At 47.3% G+C, this 19,665-nt stretch carries 12 protein-coding genes and 2 pseudogenes; 4 read left to right on the top strand and 10 right to left on the bottom strand.

Features of this window, described 5'->3' with window-relative positions; genetic code table 11:
- Window positions 1-81 precede the first annotated feature (81 nt).
- Window positions 82-4,566 (bottom strand): translocation/assembly module TamB domain-containing protein, encoded by a 4,485-nt coding sequence (locus ACPYIV_RS08350; protein ID WP_425886509.1) that lies wholly within the window; start codon window positions 4,564-4,566, stop codon window positions 82-84.
- Window positions 4,567-4,676: 110 nt separating this feature from the next.
- On the opposite strand from ACPYIV_RS08350, the gene tsaD reads away from it, so the two are divergent.
- Together tsaD and ACPYIV_RS08340 are read left to right on the top strand one after the other, a co-directional pair.
- On the top strand, window positions 4,677-5,705 hold the full coding sequence (tsaD, locus tag ACPYIV_RS08345) for a tRNA (adenosine(37)-N6)-threonylcarbamoyltransferase complex transferase subunit TsaD (RefSeq protein ID WP_293734532.1): 1,029 nt from the start codon (window positions 4,677-4,679) through the stop codon (window positions 5,703-5,705).
- 3 nt (window positions 5,706-5,708) lie between these two features.
- Window positions 5,709-6,173 (top strand): CinA family protein, encoded by a 465-nt coding sequence (locus ACPYIV_RS08340; RefSeq protein WP_293741021.1) that lies wholly within the window; start codon window positions 5,709-5,711, stop codon window positions 6,171-6,173.
- A 249-nt stretch (window positions 6,174-6,422) separates the two neighbouring features.
- On the opposite strand, the gene ACPYIV_RS08335 is transcribed toward ACPYIV_RS08340, so the two are convergent.
- From ACPYIV_RS08335 to gpmA, 9 genes and pseudogenes are all read right to left on the bottom strand, one after another.
- Window positions 6,423-7,322 carry a hypothetical protein gene (locus ACPYIV_RS08335; RefSeq protein WP_425886322.1) on the bottom strand — a complete coding sequence of 300 codons (900 nt, stop codon included), beginning with the start codon at window positions 7,320-7,322 and terminating at the stop codon, window positions 6,423-6,425.
- Window positions 7,323-7,328: 6 nt separating this feature from the next.
- The gene (nth, locus tag ACPYIV_RS08330; protein WP_425886321.1) at window positions 7,329-7,973 is read right to left on the bottom strand and encodes an endonuclease III; all 645 of its coding nucleotides are present in this window, start codon (window positions 7,971-7,973) and stop codon (window positions 7,329-7,331) included.
- Between the two features lie 3 nt (window positions 7,974-7,976).
- Window positions 7,977-8,363 (bottom strand): fluoride efflux transporter CrcB, encoded by a 387-nt coding sequence (gene crcB / locus ACPYIV_RS08325; protein WP_425886320.1) that lies wholly within the window; start codon window positions 8,361-8,363, stop codon window positions 7,977-7,979.
- 79 nt (window positions 8,364-8,442) lie between these two features.
- A complete protein-coding gene (pheS, locus tag ACPYIV_RS08320; protein WP_008155519.1) occupies window positions 8,443-9,462 on the bottom strand; it encodes a phenylalanine--tRNA ligase subunit alpha in 1,020 nt (339 codons plus the stop codon).
- Window positions 9,463-9,569: 107 nt separating this feature from the next.
- Window positions 9,570-10,451: a DUF3078 domain-containing protein gene (locus ACPYIV_RS08315; protein WP_425886319.1), complete on the bottom strand. Its 882-nt coding sequence runs from the start codon at window positions 10,449-10,451 to the stop codon at window positions 9,570-9,572.
- A 100-nt stretch (window positions 10,452-10,551) separates the two neighbouring features.
- A pseudogene (locus ACPYIV_RS08310) lies at window positions 10,552-11,457 on the bottom strand (glycoside hydrolase family 43 protein); the annotation flags it as partial.
- 1,176 nt (window positions 11,458-12,633) lie between these two features.
- Window positions 12,634-12,882 (bottom strand): annotated as a pseudogene (locus ACPYIV_RS08305) (EamA family transporter); the annotation flags it as partial.
- A 606-nt stretch (window positions 12,883-13,488) separates the two neighbouring features.
- The gene (locus ACPYIV_RS08300; protein WP_301704954.1) at window positions 13,489-13,992 is read right to left on the bottom strand and encodes an RNA polymerase sigma-70 factor; all 504 of its coding nucleotides are present in this window, start codon (window positions 13,990-13,992) and stop codon (window positions 13,489-13,491) included.
- A gap of 206 nt (window positions 13,993-14,198) precedes the next feature.
- Window positions 14,199-14,948 carry a 2,3-diphosphoglycerate-dependent phosphoglycerate mutase gene (gene gpmA / locus ACPYIV_RS08295; RefSeq protein WP_293734222.1) on the bottom strand — a complete coding sequence of 250 codons (750 nt, stop codon included), beginning with the start codon at window positions 14,946-14,948 and terminating at the stop codon, window positions 14,199-14,201.
- 143 nt (window positions 14,949-15,091) lie between these two features.
- On the opposite strand from gpmA, the gene ACPYIV_RS08290 reads away from it, so the two are divergent.
- Both ACPYIV_RS08290 and ACPYIV_RS08285 read left to right on the top strand, forming a co-directional pair.
- The gene (locus tag ACPYIV_RS08290) at window positions 15,092-16,117 is read left to right on the top strand and encodes a FecR domain-containing protein (protein ID WP_425886318.1); all 1,026 of its coding nucleotides are present in this window, start codon (window positions 15,092-15,094) and stop codon (window positions 16,115-16,117) included.
- Window positions 16,118-16,359: 242 nt separating this feature from the next.
- Complete coding sequence (locus ACPYIV_RS08285; RefSeq protein ID WP_293734224.1) at window positions 16,360-19,665, top strand: TonB-dependent receptor; 3,306 nt, start codon at window positions 16,360-16,362, stop codon at window positions 19,663-19,665.

Here is a 19,665-nt window from a genome sequence, read left to right as displayed (position 1 = left end):
TAAATGCAAGCCCCCGTTTCTATATATGTAAGTCTCATTTTAGAAGAGCGTAGCTCCTTCTTTCATGTATGCGTAGCCCGATTATTTTTTTGTCTGTCCGGCAGCTGCCGGTGTTTGCTGTGTGCTGTCCGGTGCGGCTGGGCGCAAGGGGATCATAGGATATTTCTTACGGCGGAGGAAGATGTCGGAGAAGCGGGTGAAATCTTTCTTGTACATAATGCCAACCCCTTGTGTGGTGAGGGCCTGCTTCAAATACATATACATATCATTGGCATGGTTGTAGGCTTTCAAGCGAATATCGCCGCTTGGCGTCAGCAGATATTCGAGATCGAACTCGCCGATGAATGCATTCTTCTGATTATTTACCGTACTGCTCTTATATCCGAAATTACCATTGAAGATAAGGCGGTTATTCAATAGTTGGCTGGATAACAACATTTCCACTTCCGTATCTTCTATGCCGTCCTGGCTGGTGCGGATGTTTGTGCCGAGTTGTACCTTATCGGTAAAGCTGTTCATTATATTGGAGATCTGCGAAGAGATTGCCGATGAGGCGACGGCACTGAAATCGTTGGATTTGTACGGGTTGATCGTGTAATCCGGGGTATAGAATTTGTTCAGTACCAACAAATAGACAATCTGTTTGGTCATCATGTCTTCGGTATCGACCAGGCTTTTTACCTGCCGTTCCAATTCTTCGTTGGAGCCGGGCAACTCCAGGTCGAAAGATATTGCCGGATTGCGCAATACCCCGTCCAGATTCAATACGCAATTGACTGGTATGTTCCGTCGTGCACTTTCGTTGGCGAAACTGGCATCCAGATCCTGGATGTTTGCCGTCAGGTTGTAGATGGCGTTGACATTCATCGTGGCTTCGAACGGATCGCCGCGGAAACTGATGACACTGCCATCGCGTATCTTGAAGTTTTTATGGATGAGTTGTTGCAGGCTGAAATTGTAATTGCCCTGTACAATACCTATATTGCCATACATACGCAAGTCGGTCTTCGTCCCGTATTGTATCTGGAGGCTTCCGCTGCAATTTCCCGTTATTTTGTCGCCGGCAACGGGGTCCATAATCAACTCGATATCGGCATCGGGCGTGATGTCGAGGAGAAAGTTCATACGCATTTCCGCCCCTTCGTTTTCGTCTTTGAAAATAAGGGGTTTGATGGAATCGACCGGTTGGGTAAGTGCCATTTTCCGCAATTCCTTTTTATCCACGAAGGTGATGAAATCGTATTCCGCCGCAGAAGAGTTGTTCATGAAGTCGAGCTTGACGGATGTTTTGGGATCGCTTCGCATATTGATGTCGAAGTTGATCAACTGCCCGTTTCCTTTTATGGAGGCTGTTCCGGTTCCGAAGACGGTCCCGAATATCAGCGGGTTCTGCTTCTGGGGCGCATCGAATACCAGCATATTGTTTGTTTGGACTCCGACATCGAAATTGACATCTTTGAAATGTTTGTGGTTGACCGTCAGGTTTACTTTTGCCGAGTTGCCGAATTTGTCATGTACAGTTACGTTACGTCCGATGATCGCTCCCGGCGTCAGATGGATGGAGTCGGAGAACGTATAGTAGGTGTTCAAATATTCGATACCCAGCCCGCCGTCGAGCACAAAGGCGTCTCCTTCCACATTCAGTGCCTTGAACGGTCCATGCAGGTGGATATTTCCGAAGCCACGCCCCTGCATGTTTTTGGCGATATTCTCGACAAAAGGATGCAGGAAAGCCAGGTTCAGGTCGTTCGCCCCGAAGAAAAGGGAAAGACCTGCGTTCTTGCCGACCGGATAGACATAGCCGCTCACGTCGGTCCAGGTCGTGTCGTTTTTGTAGATACTGCCTAACATCAAAATACCCTTTTGCTGGTCGTCCCATTCGCTAAAAAGGTTGAGGCGCCCCAGTTGCACCTGGTTGAACGAGAAGTTTTGTACTTCGAGGTCGGTGTTCAGCATACGGCTGCCATACAGGTCGGTGATGTTGAACGTCCCGGTGGCTTTTCCTGCAAACTGGAGAACCGGGATATTCAGGATGTCGAAGATGTAGCTTAGTTCGACCTGTTTCAGATCCAGCAACAGCGTGTCGGTCGGATCTTTCGAAACCGTCCCCTCCATATGGAGATATTCGGTGCCGTTGGAGACGGAAAAGTTCTGTATACCTATTTTGCCATCTGCAAGGGTGATGGTAGACGGGGCGATGTGCCAGATGGAATCGTTCAGGATCAACGGGCTTTCGTTCAGAGAGATTTCGGTGCGTAGCCGGGCCGGGCCTTTTTCCTGTTCTTCCTCAATGAAAAGGGTGGAGGCGGACAGGTCCGCTTTGAACAGGCGTTCTTTGTTGTTTGCCCAACCGATCCTGGTTTTTATCAGGTTGTCTTTTGCATCTGCTTTCAGATCCACGTAGTTACGTAATCCTTTGGCATTGTAGTTGGTCGCCTTGAGTTGCAGATTGACTTTGTCTTCGGGATTGTCGCAGGTCAGGTAGCCCGATTCGAACATGGATTTGCCGATGTTGAATTTAGGCAGGTAGGCTTCGAGGCGGAAGCGGTTGTATTGGTTGTTGTAATGTCCTGTGATGCGTCCCTGGTTCAGCATTGTGAATGGCAATTTCAGAGTGTTGGACATGGCTTCCGTATTTTCGATGGTCAGCAAGAGGGAAAAGTTGTTCTCCATCACTTTCTGTTTCTTCTGCGTGACGTTGATCAGAGCGGGGATATATCCTTTTAGCGTCTGCATAAGGCTGGGGACGATGGTGTTGAAGGAGTAAGCGCCCGTCACTTCGCCGTTCAGGATGTCGGAGGTGATGGTCAGATGGCGGTCTAACGAATGGCCTGTTGCCTCCACTTGGAACTTTTTCAGGAAGAAGCTGTCCGGCTCGGTCTTAAAAGAGAGGCTGTCAAGCGTAATGCTTCCTTCCAGGTTGTCGATATTATTGCCCGTGAAGTCGGCATTCAGCGAGCAGGATATATCCGGCGCTTCGTATTTATTGGTCAGATGAAGGCTGTCGGGTCGGAAATGTTCCAGCCGCGAGGTGAAGTTGAACATGGAGTTTTTGCCCTCGTGCAGGAATAATCCTTCGGCATAGAGTTTTCCGTTCGGATCGTCGATGTCCAGCACGCCGTTGAAACCGTTTTTCTTGAAGTTCCCCGACAGGAGTATGTTCTCGTATTTGTAGCCTTTGTATTCGAACTCGTCTATATTTGCTTTGACATTACCCGAAAACGATCCGTTGACCGGACGATGCGTGTCCAGCGTAACGTCCAACTTAGCTGTCCCATAGGGATTGCCGTCCGGGAAAAGTTCGTTCAAATGCAGGGTGGAGGTCGAGAGGTGTCCTTTCAGGTAGGCTGCGATGTTCTTCTCCTTGTCGTTCCCGAATATCAGGTCGGTCTGGACAGAACCGATCGCCGACGAGAATTTCCCGAAAGCCACTAAGTTGTCGAAGAAACCGGATATCTCGCCGGTAAAGTTGACCGTCCCTAACTTGACGATCGCATCCGGCAGTTTGACCGGGTGTTCGTTGAAGTTGTTAGCAAGTCCTGAAATTCCCTCGGTCGTGATATATAGCTTGTTGACCTGCCCGAAGATATAAGCGTCTTCCGGATGTGTGATCCCTTTCATCTCCATCTTGCCGACGAAAAGCATCTTGTCGCTGTATTTCAGTGTCAGCCGTTTCAGGTCGATATTGTTTATATAGCCCGATGCCTCGGCCGAAAGTTCGATAGTCTCCGAGAAGTTGCGGAACGCCGGGACGAAAGCGGAAAGGTCTTTCAGGCAAATCTGCGAAGGCGCGATATTCAGCTCGACGGGTGAATGATCCAACAGATCGGACATACTGGCCGCTTCCTGGGTATGGATATGGGCGCGGTCTATTTTAAGATCTGTTTCAGGCAGCTTGATTTCAAAGTTGTTAATGATCGCACTATCCTTGTTTGCGACGATATTGAGCGACAGTTTGTTGAGCGAGAAACCCGAAGCCTCGTCAAAACTCATCTTCTTGATGTTTGCATTGAGGCTGTCCTTGTTGAATGCCTTCATCGAGATCTTGGCGCTCATGTTCCGGATGTCGATATGCTTGGCATTAAACTTTCCGGGGGTTGTGGCGGCATTTTTGACATCGTAACGGAGATTACCGCGCCGTATCAGGATCGAGTTGAAACGCAGGTCGATATTGGATTGCTTTTTCACCGTGTCTTTACTGGCGAAAGCGTCGATGACGAATTGCAGGTTCAGTTTGTCAGCCGGCGTTTCTTTGTTCAGGTTGACGGAGAAACCGAACAGGCGGACTGTCGAGAACACGATCCTGCCATTCAGCAAAGGCAGGATTTCGAAGCCTGCCGACACATGGTTGGCGTCGAACAGCACCGTCCCGCTTTCATCTTCCAGATACAGGTTTTCCAGCACCAGGCGGTTGAACCACTCGATGTCCACATTCCCGATCCGGACGGGTACACCCAGACGCCCGGATAATTCTGTCGTTGCCGTATTTGCCACTTTGTGCTGCACATAGGGAATGCGCAACAAGATGGCTGGAGTTGCGTAGAAAATCCAGAACAGGGTGAGCAGGGTGATGATTATGTATTTAAGTCCTTTGATATCTTTACTATATTTAAGCACAAAACTACAACAATATCCCGATAGATTTCGTTAATTTGCACAAAAATTGAAACGAAGATATGAGTGTGACAATATTAGGAATCGAATCATCGTGCGATGATACTTCCTCCTCCGTAATACGTGACGGCGTGATGCTGTCGAATGTAATTGCCAGTCAGGCTGTTCACGAAGCCTATGGCGGTGTTGTTCCCGAACTGGCTTCCCGCGCACATCAACAGAACATTATCCCGGTGGTTGCCGAGGCGATCAAGCGTGCCGGAATCGATAAATCCGAATTAAGCGCCGTTGCTTTTACCCGGGGGCCGGGCTTGATGGGTTCGTTGCTGGTCGGGACATCCTTTGCCAAAGGGTTGGCGGCTTCGTTGGATATTCCGATGATCGAGATCAACCACTTGCAGGCACATGTGCTGGCTCATTTTATCAAAGAGACGCCGGAAGATGATCATGCTCCTTCGTTCCCGTTCCTTTGCCTCCTGGTTTCGGGTGGAAATTCGCAGATCATCAAGGTGAATGCTTATAACGATATGGAGGTGATCGGGCAGACGATTGACGACGCTGCCGGTGAAGCGTTCGACAAATGTGCGAAGGTGATGGGGCTGGGTTATCCCGGCGGTCCTGTCGTCAACCGCCTTGCCAACGAGGGGAATCCGAAGGCTTTTACATTCAGCAAACCGCATATCCCCGGTTATGACTATAGTTTCAGCGGACTGAAAACCTCTTTCCTTTATACCCTGCGCGACAAGCTGCAGGAAGATCCCGACTTTATCGAAAAGAACAAGCAGGATCTTTGCGCTTCCTTGCAGGCGACAGTGATCGATATCCTGATGAACAAGTTGCGCCGGGCGGCAAAAGACCTGGATATTAAGGAGGTGGCTGTTGCCGGTGGCGTATCGGCCAATTCCGGCCTGCGGGATGCTTTCCTTGACCATGCGAAGCGTTTCGGCTGGAAAGTGCATATCCCGAAGTTCTCTTTCACGACAGATAATGCGGCGATGGTTGCCATAACAGGTTATTATAAATATCTCGACAAGCAGTTCTGCCCGATGGACGCCGTTCCGTTCTCTCGGGTGTTGAATAAGTTAGCGTGAACTATGAATATTGAAAATGAAATAGGCGAGTTGCTTCGTTCCCGTCATCTGATGATGGGAACGGCTGAAAGTTGTACCGGCGGATATATCGCCCATCTGATTACGCGTGTGGCAGGCAGTTCCGACTACTTTTGCGGGGGGGTGGTTTCTTATAGCAATGAAGTGAAACATCATGTCTTGGGTGTTTCGGAAGAGAGCCTGGCGCAGTACGGCGCTGTCAGCCGTCCGGTAGTGGAGCAGATGGCATTGGGAGCAATCCGCGTGTTAGGCTGCGACTGTGCGGTTGCGACTTCCGGCATTGCCGGTCCCGGTGGCGGTACGCCCGGGAAACCAGTCGGCACCGTCTGGATTGCTGCCGCCCTGAAAGACAAGGTGGTATCTGAATGCTACCATTTCGGAACGGAGCGTGAAGAGAATATCCGGTTGGCGGCGGGTACGGCGTTGAAGATGTTGCTTGCTATGCTTTAAGAACTAATCACATAAGAACGTAGGGGTAAATTATATACCGAGAGCGCGGGCAATTTGCATTTCGTGCCTACCAAAAAGTGAAACTTTTGATGCGGCTGCCCCGCCCCAGATATAAAAACCTCTTTTTATATTTTGATTACTTTTTCAGTTGACTATAATTAGTAGTCAACTTGCATCTTCCTGTCATATCTGTTGTTTTTACAAATGTGGAGACAAAGGTGATCGTTTTTTATGGAAACGATGGGGTATCTATTGATCTGTAGGTGTGAAACATCCTGTATAAAACACCCGACCCTCCTCCTGTGTTGTTTGGTTGGACACTTCGAATTGTGGGAAGGCTTGCTCCAGCCGCAGCGCCAGCGTGTCGCCTAAAGGTGCATATAGACTGTCGGTCGTCGCGTTGTAGGGAAGGTTGCCGAAATAACAGAGGTAGTTTTCGTTCATGAAGAGGTCGGCGCCTAACCACCGGTTACGGATGCGCCATTCGGTCGAATCGGGGAGGGCGACATATAGGTCGAGGCTGTCCGCCTGTACCATCAGGTTCAGCGGGGCGTTCTTGTCGAATGACCTGCGCAGGCGGTCCTGGTCGGGAAGCAGATAGCTATGCCGGTTCCGCTGGATCTGGGCTACTTCTTCGAGTAACTTCTTGCTGTAGCTCGCCACCCACACGCCGCCGTGTTGATAATAACCGAAAAAACGGTTTCCTGCATCCGGGTAGTAGGTGAAGGTGATGCCATCCCTCTTCTGTTTCTGCGGGGCGAACGAACCGAAAGTCTTCTGCAACGTGTTCTTCTCTATCTGGCTGACGAGGCTATTCCCTGCCTGTGCGTAGAGGACGACTCCCTGCGGATGGAAAGAGAGAAGCAGCCACGGGAGATTTCGGTTGTTTTGAATGATGGAAAGGTAGATATCCGGCATTTTCGAGGCGAAAGCGTCCCGTTCCGGTTTTCGTGATAAGATATATTTGGCGAAAGCGGCGGGACGGTTTACGCTCAGGATCGCTTCCGATGCCGGGGCAACCAAGGTATATAGATCAGTCCGCACCGTCTCTTTCTCTTTTTGCATTTTGCCTAAAAAGAACCAGACTGCCACCAGCGTAGCGAGAGCAGCTATAACGAATGTCACTATTTCCCGCTTGTCAGCTTTCATTATGCGTTATGTTTTCTTTGGGCTCAGGAAATATTTACACCAAGGTTTGAGGCCGCATTCCTCACATTTGGGCTTACGGGCGATGCAGGTGTAACGTCCGTGCAGGATCAGCCAGTGATGGGCGATCGGGATTTGTTCTTCCGGGATGTGCTTTACCAGTTCCTTTTCCGTTTCCAACGGAGTTTTACTGTTGTTTGTCAAGCCGATGCGGTTGGCAACGCGGAAGACATGCGTGTCGACTGCCATTGCCGGTTTGTTGTAAACAACCGAGGCTATGACGTTTGCCGTCTTGCGGCCTACGCCGGGTAGCTTTTGCAACTCGTCGATATCGGACGGTACGACACCGCCGAAATCAGACATCAGCATCTTAGCCATGCCGACTAAATGTTTCGATTTGTTGTTGGGATAAGAGACGCTCCGGATATATTCGAAAATCACTTCTGGCGTGGAGGCGGCCATGACTTCGGGAGTCGGGAAGTCCCGAAAGAGGGCGGGAGTGATCATATTCACCCGTTTGTCCGTACATTGGGCGGACAGGATCACGGCGATAAGCAACTGATACGGATTGTCGTAATGCAACTCCGTCTCGGCAACCGGCACATTTTTGTTGAACCAGTTCAAAACACCCTTATATCGTTCCTCTTTACGCATATCTTATTTCATTAATGACATAACATTTTTACCAAGAAGCAGTCCTAAGAATACGGCTAACAATCCTAACACGTTACTGGCGAGAAGATTCAGGAGTGCCAGTTTATATTCGCCTGTTTTCATCAGCGACATCGTATCCAGTGCAAACGAAGAGAATGTGGTAAATCCGCCGAACAGTCCGGTGAAGAGGAAAGCTCTTGCGCCCGCAGAGAAATTACAACTTTCGGCTATGCTCCAGCAGAAGCCGATCAGAAAAGAGCCGATCACATTGACTGAAAGTATCCCGAAAGGGAAGGAGTGTAGCATCGAACGCTGTACCCACGTGGAAACTCCGTAGCGGAATACCGTGCCGATTGCCCCCCCTGTTATAAGCAGTAAAACCTTTATCATACCATTTACATTTTTAGTGTGTTTTTCCCCGGGCTGGTTAAGGACCCGGGGAAGATGGTAAATGATTTAGGTTCTCAACTTAATTGGCTGACTCAAACTGTCTCAGGAAACGAACATCGTTTTCGGAGAACATGCGTAAGTCTTTTACTTGGTATTTCAGGTTTGTTATACGCTCGATACCCATTCCTAAGGCATAACCGGAATACACTTTGCTGTCGATACCGCAGTTTTCAAGTACATTCGGGTCTACCATACCGCAACCGAGGATTTCCACCCAACCGGTTCCTTTACAGAACGGGCAACCTTTTCCTCCGCAGATATTACAAGAAATATCCATTTCGGCAGAAGGTTCGGTGAACGGGAAATAAGATGGGCGCAAGCGGATTTTCGTATCTGCGCTGAACATTTCTTTGGCGAAGAACAGTAATGCCTGTTTCAGGTCGGCGAAAGAAACGTTTTTGTCCACATACAAGGCTTCTACCTGATGGAAGAAACAGTGTGCGCGATAGGAGATCGCTTCATTACGATATACACGTCCGGGACAGATGATACGGATAGGAGGTTCCTGGTTCTCCATGACACGTGTCTGTACGGAAGAAGTATGTGTACGAAGCAATACGTCCGGATTATGTTGGATAAAGAAAGTATCCTGCATATCGCGGGCAGGGTGGTCTTCTGCAAAGTTCAGAGAAGAGAACACATGCCAATCGTCTTCGATTTCCGGTCCTTCAGCAATACTGAATCCCAGACGTCCGAAAATGTCGCAGATTTCTTTCTTTACGAGTGAAAGCGGATGGCGGGTACCCAGTTCGATAGGATAGGCTGTACGAGTGAGGTCGATATCATCGTTCGTCGTCTGTACATTCTCGAAGCTGGCTTTCAGCTCGTTTATTCTATTTTGGGTTGCCTCTTTCAGTTTGTTGAGGTGCTGGCCGACTTCACGCTTCTGATCTGCCGCTACATTGCGGAAATCGTTCATCAGCAAGGATATTTCACCCTTTTTGCTGAGGTATTTAATGCGTAAAGCTTCCAGTTCTTCAGCGTTTGCCGCTTTCAAGTTCTCTACTTCCTTAAGCAGAGCGTTAATCTTATTGATCATTTCTAATCATTTTTATTTTCAACGTGCAAATTTACTCCTTTCTTTGAATACTGCAACGGATTGCGGCGGGTTTTTTTGAAAAAAGAGAAGCAACTACCTGCTTTTTATCAGAAATTGTAAGCTACGCCGATACCTAAAACCTCTTTGAACTGAACTTTGGCGCCGTGTTTTTCTCCTTCATCGTTGAAGGTTTTCACGTCGTTATCGTATTTGAGTGTGGTGTTGAGCGTCGCACTGAGGTATTTGTTAATCTTCATGTTGATCAGGACATCCCAGTTCACGTCCACATTGCCGAACTGCTTGTCGTAGGGGGTGAAAAAGTCCACGCTCGTGATCAGGTTCACGTTCTCCATGATCTTTTGCTCAGCTTTTGCCTTTAGGTATGCTCCGATCTCCGCCCGGAAACGGTCGCCGGGATCGACACCGAAGGCGCCCTCATTGGACAAATAGTCGTCTTCCACAAATGTCAGCTTTCCGGCAATCGGGGAGAGGTAGAGGGAATAATTGCTTTTCGGGCGGAAATCCATACCTAAGGAGATGTTGGAATAGGCGGGCGCGAAGAATTTGGAGATATAATGCGATTTGTCGGGGTAATTATAACCCTTATAGAACTGGGTGTTGAGGTCGGCCATCGCCGTGTAGTACCATTTTTCGCTTGCCTGGTAGCCTAACTGGGTGGAGAAAGCGATCTTGTCGGATGTTTTCTGTACGCCCTGCGATTTGGTTTTCGTCAATCCGTAGTCCAGTCCGAGGTTGCTGATCCAAAGCCAGTTCCCACTTTTGTGCGTGAGCGAACTGTTCAGGTAGGCGTTGCCGGCAAAGGAGTTTTCGCCACCGGCCGACCAGTTGCTGACGGCTGTTTGTGACATATTTATACCTGTGATACCTTTCAATACCCATTTCCCCTCTTCATAGCCTTTATCATCTGCTTGGCTATAGCCGGCAAAGCTTCCCATTGCGAGCGCTACCGTTAAAAATATACGTTTCATATAAATTCTGTGTTTTTTTAAGTTGTATTTAATAAAAGACGTCTTTTATAAAAACAGGTAGCGCCCGCTTTTGTTTATTTGGGGCCTCACAGAATCAAGGTTATGGCCGGTAAGATTTACCGATTATAAGCTTATCACCGGATAAATCGACTTCGAATAAATGAGGAATACGGATGTATTTCCCGTTTACGTCCTTATGGCTGTGGACAGACATCAGCCATTTGCCATCCAGCGTTTGGAACAGCATACCGTGGCCGAAGTTGGGAGGGGTGACAGGTTTTTTCTCCTGTATCCACGGGCCGTCGAGGGTTCCGCTTTCCGAATAGGCGACTCCCTGTGTATAATCCTGAAATATCCAGCTTGTCCAGATCATACCTAAACGCCCTGTGCCTGTCCTGAACAGCCAGGGACCGTCGGTTACCCGGTTCGGAACAACCTTGCCGTCTATCTTTTCACGGCTCCAGGGGGAGTCGCTGGCGCGGAAAAGGATCCGGCCTTTTCCGGCAGGGCCGCTCAGGTCAGGTTTCAGTTCGATCTTTTCTATCGTGCCGTTCTGGTTTTGCAGCCATTCGTGGCAGTAGACCATGTATGGTTTGCCGTCGTTGTCCACCCAGAATGTACCATCCAGCGTCGGCATCTTTTCCGGGAGATAGACGGGATCTTTCATCGGTTTGTAAGGCCCTTCCGGGTGGTCGCTGACCAGGACATGGCTGGCACGGCGGGGGATAACATGGCCTTTTACGGAATCGATCCGGATCGCATTGTTCGTGAAGGTGGCGAAATAATAGTATTTGCCGTTGTGTTCGTGCAGCTCGGCCGCCCATATCTCCGGCTTGGGACCCATCCACGAACCGGGGTCTGTTTGAACGGCGTTGAAAGGGCCTTCCCAATGGGCGAGATCCTTGCTTTTCCATAGACGTCCTCCGGTTCCGGTCATATAATACATATTGGTTTTCTTGTCCGCCAGAATACAGGGATCACTCAGGTGAATGGAATCCAATGAAACGACAGCCGTTTTTCCGTTCCAGTGCCTTTCCAGCCGGTCGGCCTCTTCTGTCGTGATTTGTATGACGGCTCCATGCTTGGGGGAGGAGAAGTTGGTACATTTCATCACACCCTCGTTGAAGTGTCCGAGGTCTTTGAACGTGATGAAATCCGTTGTCTCCACAAAGCCGAAATTGTGGGGTTTGATGCTGAATATGTCGTACATCAGTACCCATTTGTCCTCGCCGATCCGCTTCCATACGTTCGGCGCTTCGCAGGCTCCCGGTTCCAGGTCTATCCATTGGGGTTGGTAGCTGTAGCCTTTGTTTATCTTGTCTGAAAATGCCATTTTTATGCCGCCGGTTTTTTCCTGTGCCACGTATGTCATGCAGAAACGTCCGTCGGGTAGGTGTGTGATGTCGGCATCCAAGACCTGTATCTCGGGGTTCGGGTATTCGAACAGGATGGCGGGTTCTGTCGTGAGGCGGGTAAAATCGTTATCCGTATAAGCATAATATAACTTGGTTTTGCCTTTTCCTTCCTTGCGTATCGTGAAGTAGATCATCATTTTCTTCTTTACCGGATCGTAGGTTGTCTCCGGTGCCCAGGCACAGCCGATGTCGCCAAATTCGTCGGGAAATGCTTTGTCGATGCGTACGCAGGTGTGTGTCCAGTTTATCAGGTCGAACGATTTCATCAGTATCAGTCCGCGGTTGTTCCCCCAACCGTAGAGCTCTCCGTCCCGTTCCCATTCGGTCGTACGGTATCCTTTTTGTTTGGCGAAGAGATGCAGGTCGGTCATGGCGAGATAAAACGCCCCATCCGGCCCGCGGTAGATGTGGGGATCACGTATGCCGCGCTGTTCGGCTATCGTATCTCCGGCGATAACCGGCTGTCCGTTGTTTACTGCGGTGAAAGAATAGCCGTCGCGGCTGACAGCCATAAAAAGACTGTGTGTCGTGTCGGTAAAATAGACCATCAGATAAGCCCCCATCTCTTTTTCCGATGGTATGGAACGGGCGGTTTTTCCGTTGGATTGGGCAAATATGCCCGAAGTCAGCAGCAAGCTGAACAATGTAATAAAAAGACCTTTATTCATGCGATTCGATATTAAGATTAAATACGAATGCAAAATAAGTGTTTTTTAGATACGAATAGGTTAAAATAAAGGTCAAAAATGGGGAATTATCCGTTTATCTTACCGTTTTCTCTTGATTGGCAACCGGGGGAAGAGTTTTCTGAAGCGGATCAAGTGGCTTGTGATGTTACTGCCTGCAATAATAATCGTCACAGCCAGAATGATTAATAATATCCCGCAACCGATCCTCGGCGTCAAGGCTTCGCCAAACACGGCAACCCCGAAAAAGACAGCCGTGACCGGTTCGAGTGCTCCCAGGATGGCTGTCGGCGTCGAGCCGATATACTGGACGGCGCTGGTTGTACAGAGGTTTGCAAGGTCACTTTCTCCTTGAAGACAAATGCCATGCTTTTTTGAGAAAAGATTCTCTATCAAGAAAATTACAAATCAGCGTACATTTACTTTTGTTACAACAGCTTCCCTGCCGGTTGATAGTCGCCTTCAACGTGTAGGTGCCTAAACGCGGCAAAGTCAGTTTTTGTTAAAATGTCAGATTTGCCATCCTCAGATTCGTCTGTATGCGTCCGTGATGGCAGGTTCGGCCTTGATCTTTTGGTTACTTTTGGATCAAGCCGAAAGTGACAGGTAAATCATTATTTAATAGGTTCACATCTTCTTCAAAACGAAGCTTAGAGTCATCCCTGGCTTATTGTACAGTTTTCGGAAATACCCGTTAGTCTAAATCGAAACAGTAGCTCATGAAATTTGATTTTCTACCCCATCTAATTCAAATTACCCTTGCGGGTAATATTTTTTAAGAAACTTGCAATGATGTAAGTGGTTGGATAATAAAGGAATATAGATATTGCCTTTTGGAGATAGGTTCTTGTATGATTTAACATTTCAAAAAGATAGATTTACACCTTCTTTCATTGGCATATTGGCACATTGTCCAATTAGTTCATTATTTTTCTTCTAAAGCAGCCAGAGCAGTAGCGGCATATAATCTTTTAGCTCCGTACGGAGTATTTTCAGAGATTGGCAGATGCGGTACGCAATTGTTTTGGGGGATACGCCTGTCCGATCGGCGATCTCGTTATAAGTGAGATGGTGGAAACGGTTCAGTTCGAACGCTTGTCTATAGTCATCCGGGAGCTCCCGGATCGCTTTGGTTACCAAAGCGATCAATTCTCCTTCCAGATAAAAGTCCGGATCTTCAAACTGATCTTTGAATTTATCGTATAGTTTTTCCCTGACTTGCTGCTTGATTTGATTGTGGGTTATATTATTCAGGCAGCGGTTTTTAACCATCGTAAACAGTAGAGATTTTAGAGACATTTCCGGATTTAAAAGGGTACGGTTTTCCCATAACCACATCATTACATCCTGAACGATTTCTTCACATTCGGATTCAGCTACGTATTGGGAGGCAAAGGCACAAAGCCCCCTGTAATATTGTTTATATACGATGTCGAACATTTGTTCGTCACCGCTATTTAATTTGTGTATAGTTTCTTCGTTTTCGTAGACCACCCGGTTCTTTTTTATTGCAAACGTAATGAATTATTTTGAATTAAGCGTGATTCTTATTAAAAATGAAATAAATGCTCCCGGGTATTGATATAAAAAGGGAATAAAGTTTAGGGGTTACCCGGGAACATTCTTTGTGTTTAATCTGATACTTATTATTTAGCCTTCTTTCCCTGATTGGCTACCGCATCCATTCGTTTTTTGATTTCTTCCGGATCGCCGAGGAAATAATCGTTCACAAGATTCAGGTCATCGTCAAATTCGAAAACATACGGTACGGCAGTCGGCAGGTTGAGGTGTACGATCTCGTCGTCCGGAATATTCTTCAGATATTTGATGATTCCGCGCAGGCTGTTTCCGTGGGCGGCTACCAGTATCTCGTCGGATGTCTCGAGCGAAGGGAAGATCACTTCTTTCCAATAAGGCAGAATTCTTTCTACCGTATCTTTCAACGATTCGGTTCGGGGCAATTCACTATCGGGTACATCTTTATAACGGAGTTCGAAACGCGGGTTACGCGGGTCGTCTTCTTTCAGGGGCAGAGGGGCGATGTCGTAACTCCTGCGCCAGATCAAAACTTGTTCGTCTCCATATTTTTCGGCTGTCTCGCTTTTGTTCAGTCCTTGCAACGAACCGTAATGCTTTTCGTTCAGCCGCCAGCTTTTTTCAACGGGAATCCAGTCCTGATCCATGCGGTCCAGAACACAATTCAGGGTTTTAACAGCACGTTTCAGATATGATGTATAGGCTTTGTCGAATTTGAATCCTTTCTCTTTCAAAAGGTCACCGGCTTTAATCGCTTCTTCTACGCCTTTTTCGGTAAGATCGACGTCCGTCCATCCTGTAAAACGGTTTTCTTTGTTCCAAACACTTTCGCCGTGGCGAAGTAATACTATTTTTTTCATATTCTTAATCTTTATAACTGACTGATTATTAGTATAACAAATAAAGTATCGAAAAAGATTTTATAAATTCTTGAAAAAAAACGCTTTTACGTTTAGTACATCCTTCGGCTGAATTGTATTAGTTATAGAAACAGGAAAAAAAGATGACAATAGACGAAAAAATATTAATCAAGTATCTGGACGGGACACAGACGGAAAGCGAGCAGGCGGAAGTCGAGGCTTGGTTGGCAGAGTCGCCCGCGAATGAGAAGGTACTCGAGCAGTTGTATTTTACGTTACAGGTGACGGACCGCCTGCATGTCATGCAGTCTGTGGATCCTGAGATGGCGCTTGTCCGTTTTAAATCGAAAGTACGTAAACAAAATAAAAAGGTTAGGTTGTATAGGAGTTTGTCTTTATTGCAAAAAGTAGCAGCAGTGTTATTCATTCCGGTATTGGTTTTATCTGCATATATGTTCATGCAGTTGGGTAGTGAAAAGGTGCGCATGGTTGAAGTGCGCACCAACCCCGGAGTGATTTCCCGATTCGAATTGCCTGACGGTACGAAGGTCTGGCTGAATGCGGGAAGTACACTGACCTATCCGCAGAACTTCTGGCCGGAGAGCCGCAGGGTGGAACTGACCGGGCAGGGTTATTTTGAAGTGACGAAAGATCCGGAAAAGCCTTTTATCGTTAAAGTAGATCCGATATATTCGGTGGAAGTTTTAGGAACGACTTTCGATGTGTCGGCCTACCGGGATGATGAGATGATCGGGACGACGCTGGTGGAAGGGTCTGTAAAACTGAATATTAACCAGAAAAACGGCAAGACGGTTTCCCAACTTTTGAAACCGAATGAAAGGGCCGAATTTTCCAAATCGACCTGCAAACTGAATATTGCTTCCGTCAATGCGGATTACGATACGGCTTGGATAAACGGGGAAATCATTTTCCGCAACCATTCGATGCGGCAGGTTATAAAGACGTTGAGCCGCCATTACAATGTCAAGTTTGAAGTGAAGGATAACGATGTGCTGAATTCGGTTATTACGGCACGTTTCAAGGACGAGCAGCTGCCGCAGGTAATGGAGTATCTCAAGCTTGCTTCCGGAATCAAGTATAAGATCGGGAAGCCGGTGATGAACGATGACAATACCTTGCAGATATCTGTGATTGAAATATCAAAATAAAGAATAAGTAGAGTGTATAACCATTTTAAATCGGATTGCCCATGAAGAAATGAAAGAAATTAAAAAAACATACGGAAGAATGTTGACGCATTCCCCCGCATGAAAAGTCGAAAAAGCTGTTGACGCAGCTCACAAATAACTTTATTATAAATAATAAGCATCACAAAAATATGAATAAAATTGTAACCTTAGAAATTATAGGGAAGGAAAGTTACAATCTTTTCCGAAAAATACCATTAGTTATGAGATTAAGTGTTGTATTTCTTTTTTTAAGTCTTGGCATTGCAGTTGCAAACAATTCCTATGCCCAGAATACCACTTTATCGTTGGAAATGTCGAACAGTACGATCGCCAACGTGCTGGAAGCGGTAGAAAATCAGACGGACTTCTCCTTCATCTATGATGCAAACGTGGTCAACATAAATAAGAAGGTTTCTGTCAGTGTTAACGAAAAGAATATCTTTGATGTATTGAACAAGATGTTCGGTAACAGCGATATCGCTTACACCGTAGTCAACAAAAAGATCATTCTGAACAAGAAAGAAACAATTGAAATCATGCAGCAGCAGGGCAAACGGGTAACGGGTGTGGTCGTCGATAAGAACAACGAACCGGTTATCGGCGCCAATATCCTGGTGAAGGGGACGACGAACGGGACGATCACCGATGTCGACGGTAACTATGTCCTCGAGAATGTCCCGGCTGATGCCATATTGGTGTTTTCTTATATCGGATTCGATTCGCAGGAATTGAAATATAACGGGCAGGCAAATATCGACGTGACCTTGTCCGAAGATACGCAAAAACTGGACGAAGTGGTCGTTACAGCTATGGGTATCAAGAAGAAGGCGGCTTCACTGACTTATTCGAGCCAACAGGTCGGAGGCGACGAACTGACACGTGCCAAAGATCCGAATATGATCACTGCCCTGGCCGGTAAGACTGCCGGTGTGCAGATCAATAAGAACTCTTCCGGTCTCGGTGGTTCGGCAAAGATTTCCATTCGTGGTGTCCGTTCCGCCAATGCAGACGCAAACAACCAGCCTTTGTATGTAATCGACGGTGTTCCGATGTTGAACTCGATCAGCGAGCAGGCTTCTTCCACAATGGGAGGTAAGAATAACGGCGGTAACCGTGACTCCGGTGACGGTATCTCCAACTTGAACCCGGACGATATCGAAAGCATGAGCATTCTGAAAGGGGCTTCCGCTGCCGCTCTTTACGGTTCGCAGGCTGCCAATGGTGTGATCCTGATCACGACAAAAAAAGGTAAGGCCGGTTTGCAGCGTGTGACTTTCTCTTCTAACCTGACGGTCGATCATGCGATTAGTCTTCCTGAATTCCAGAACGAATACGGCCGCAAAGATAATATGAGTTGGGGCAAAGCCGGTAACCTGCAGGATTATGATAATGCCGGCGATTTCTTCCAGAATGGGGTGACTGCCATCAATTCGCTTTCGCTGACAAGGGGTAACGACAAGTTGCAGACCTATTTCTCTTATGCTAATACAAGCGCAAGCGGTATCGTGGAAAAGAACAAATTGCAGAAACATAATCTGAACTTCCGCGAAACAGCGCAGTTCTTTGACGATCGCTTGAATATAGACGCCAACGTCAATCTGATGACGCAATCTATCAAGAACCGTCCGACTTCCGGAGGTTACTATATGAACCCGCTGGTCGGTTTGTACGGATTCCCGCGTGGCGAGGATATCGCTCCTTACAGAGATGGCTATGAAACGACGGATTTCGAACGGAATATGCCGGTACAGAATTGGCATACCGATATTAACAGTTTCGAACAGAACCCCTATTGGCTGGTAAACCGTGTGACAAGCCGTGACAAACGCTACCGTGCACTGGCTTCGCTGACTGCCGCCGTAACTGTTACCGACTGGCTGAAAATCCAGGCTCGTGGTAATGTGGATTATACGAACGACAAGTTCCAGCAGAAAATGTATGCTACGACATCTGTCGATATCGCCGGTACGAATGGCCGTTATATCGATCTGAACCATACGGAAATGTTGCTTTACGGAGACGTGATGGCAATGGTCAACAAGAAATGGAACGATTGGTCTTTGAATGCTGCTGTCGGTTCAAGCATCAACAGCACGAGAGTGGACGAGCTACGGTTGGACTCCAAAACCGCTTCCCTCTATTATCCGAATGTATTTACGGTTGCTAATATCAATATGAGCACTTCTGCCGGTTGTGATGAGATTATCAACCAGCGCCGTACGCTCCAGTCTGTATTCGCAACTGCCCAGGTGGGTTGGAAAGAGAGCCTGTATCTGGACGTTACAGCCCGTAACGACTGGTCCTCCACATTGGCATTCACTAAGCATAAAAATAAAGGTTTCTTCTATCCGTCGGTCGGTTTGTCATGGATTATGAATAATACGCTCGATATGCCGGAATGGATAAACTTCGGTAAACTGAGAGGCTCATGGTCTAAAGTGGGTAACGATATACCTTTATATGTAAGTAACCCGGTCGATATGATCGGCGCAGGCGGCAAGATCATCGTAAACGAAGCGGCTGCATTCGACAATCTGAAACCGGAATTGAGCACATCTTGGGAAGTGGGTACGGAATGGAAGTTCTTCAACTACCGCTTGGATTTGGACTTCACGTATTACAAGACCAATACGAAGAACCAGTTGCTGAAAATGCCGTCGTTTGCAGGTGCACCGTATAAATACTACTATGTAAATGCCGGTAATATCCAGAACGAAGGTGTGGAGTTGACGGTTGGCGTTACTCCGGTCATGACGAATAATTTCCGTTGGAAAACATCATTCAACTTTTCTACCAATAAGAATAAGGTGGTTGAATTGCATCCTGACCTGAAATCTTTTGCCTATGGCGACGAGGGATTCAGTATGATGTATATGATGCGTATCAAAGAGGGCGGTTCCCTGGGTGATTTGTACGGAAATGCTTTCCAGCGTGATGAGAACGGTAAGATCGTTTTTGATGAAAACAACTTGCCGAATGTGGAAACCGGTAACAATGTGAAAGTCGGTAATTCGAATCCGGATGCATTGTTAGGATGGAGCAATACTTTCACTTATAAGGATTTCTCTTTGTATTTCCTGATTGACTGCCGTTTTGGTGGCGATGTATTGTCTATTACGCAAGCTGATTTGGATTCCAAAGGCGTGACTCAGGCTACTGCCGATGCCCGTAATGCCGGTTTTGTCGACCTGGAAGGCACACGTATCGAAAAGGATAATATAGAAGCCTTCTATAGCCGGGTCGGTGGACGTAACGGATGTTCCGAATATTATATGTACAATGCTACGAACGTTCGTTTGCGTGAACTTTCTTTAGGTTATACATTCCCGAGGAAGCTGATGGAAAAATCGAAAGTGTTCCAGGATGTGCAGCTTTCGTTTGTTGCCCGTAACTTGTTCTTCTTCTATAAAGACGCTCCGTTCGATCCGGATGCCAGCTTGTCAAGTGGCAATGGTTGCCAGGGCGTAGACGTATTCGGTATGCCGACTACCCGGAGTTTAGGTTTTAATCTGAAGGTTTCATTCTAA

The sequence above is a fragment of the Parabacteroides vesiculifaciens genome, from assembly GCF_049860805.1.
Lineage (GTDB): Bacteria > Bacteroidota > Bacteroidia > Bacteroidales > Tannerellaceae > Parabacteroides.
Note: the sequence above shows the minus strand (reverse complement) of the source record. Positions and strands in the feature narration are given on the sequence as shown.

Coding starts and splice junctions, on each gene's coding strand:
- tsaD (WP_293734532.1), top strand. CDS start 4,677: ATGAGTGTGACAATATTAGGAATCGAATCATCGTGCGATGATACTTCC.
- ACPYIV_RS08340 (WP_293741021.1), top strand. CDS start 5,709: ATGAATATTGAAAATGAAATAGGCGAGTTGCTTCGTTCCCGTCATCTG.
- ACPYIV_RS08335 (WP_425886322.1), bottom strand. CDS start 7,322: ATGAAAGCTGACAAGCGGGAAATAGTGACATTCGTTATAGCTGCTCTC.
- nth (WP_425886321.1), bottom strand. CDS start 7,973: ATGCGTAAAGAGGAACGATATAAGGGTGTTTTGAACTGGTTCAACAAA.
- crcB (WP_425886320.1), bottom strand. CDS start 8,363: ATGATAAAGGTTTTACTGCTTATAACAGGGGGGGCAATCGGCACGGTA.
- pheS (WP_008155519.1), bottom strand. CDS start 9,462: ATGATCAATAAGATTAACGCTCTGCTTAAGGAAGTAGAGAACTTGAAA.
- ACPYIV_RS08315 (WP_425886319.1), bottom strand. CDS start 10,451: ATGAAACGTATATTTTTAACGGTAGCGCTCGCAATGGGAAGCTTTGCC.
- ACPYIV_RS08300 (WP_301704954.1), bottom strand. CDS start 13,992: ATGTTCGACATCGTATATAAACAATATTACAGGGGGCTTTGTGCCTTT.
- gpmA (WP_293734222.1), bottom strand. CDS start 14,948: ATGAAAAAAATAGTATTACTTCGCCACGGCGAAAGTGTTTGGAACAAA.
- ACPYIV_RS08290 (WP_425886318.1), top strand. CDS start 15,092: ATGACAATAGACGAAAAAATATTAATCAAGTATCTGGACGGGACACAG.
- ACPYIV_RS08285 (WP_293734224.1), top strand. CDS start 16,360: ATGAGATTAAGTGTTGTATTTCTTTTTTTAAGTCTTGGCATTGCAGTT.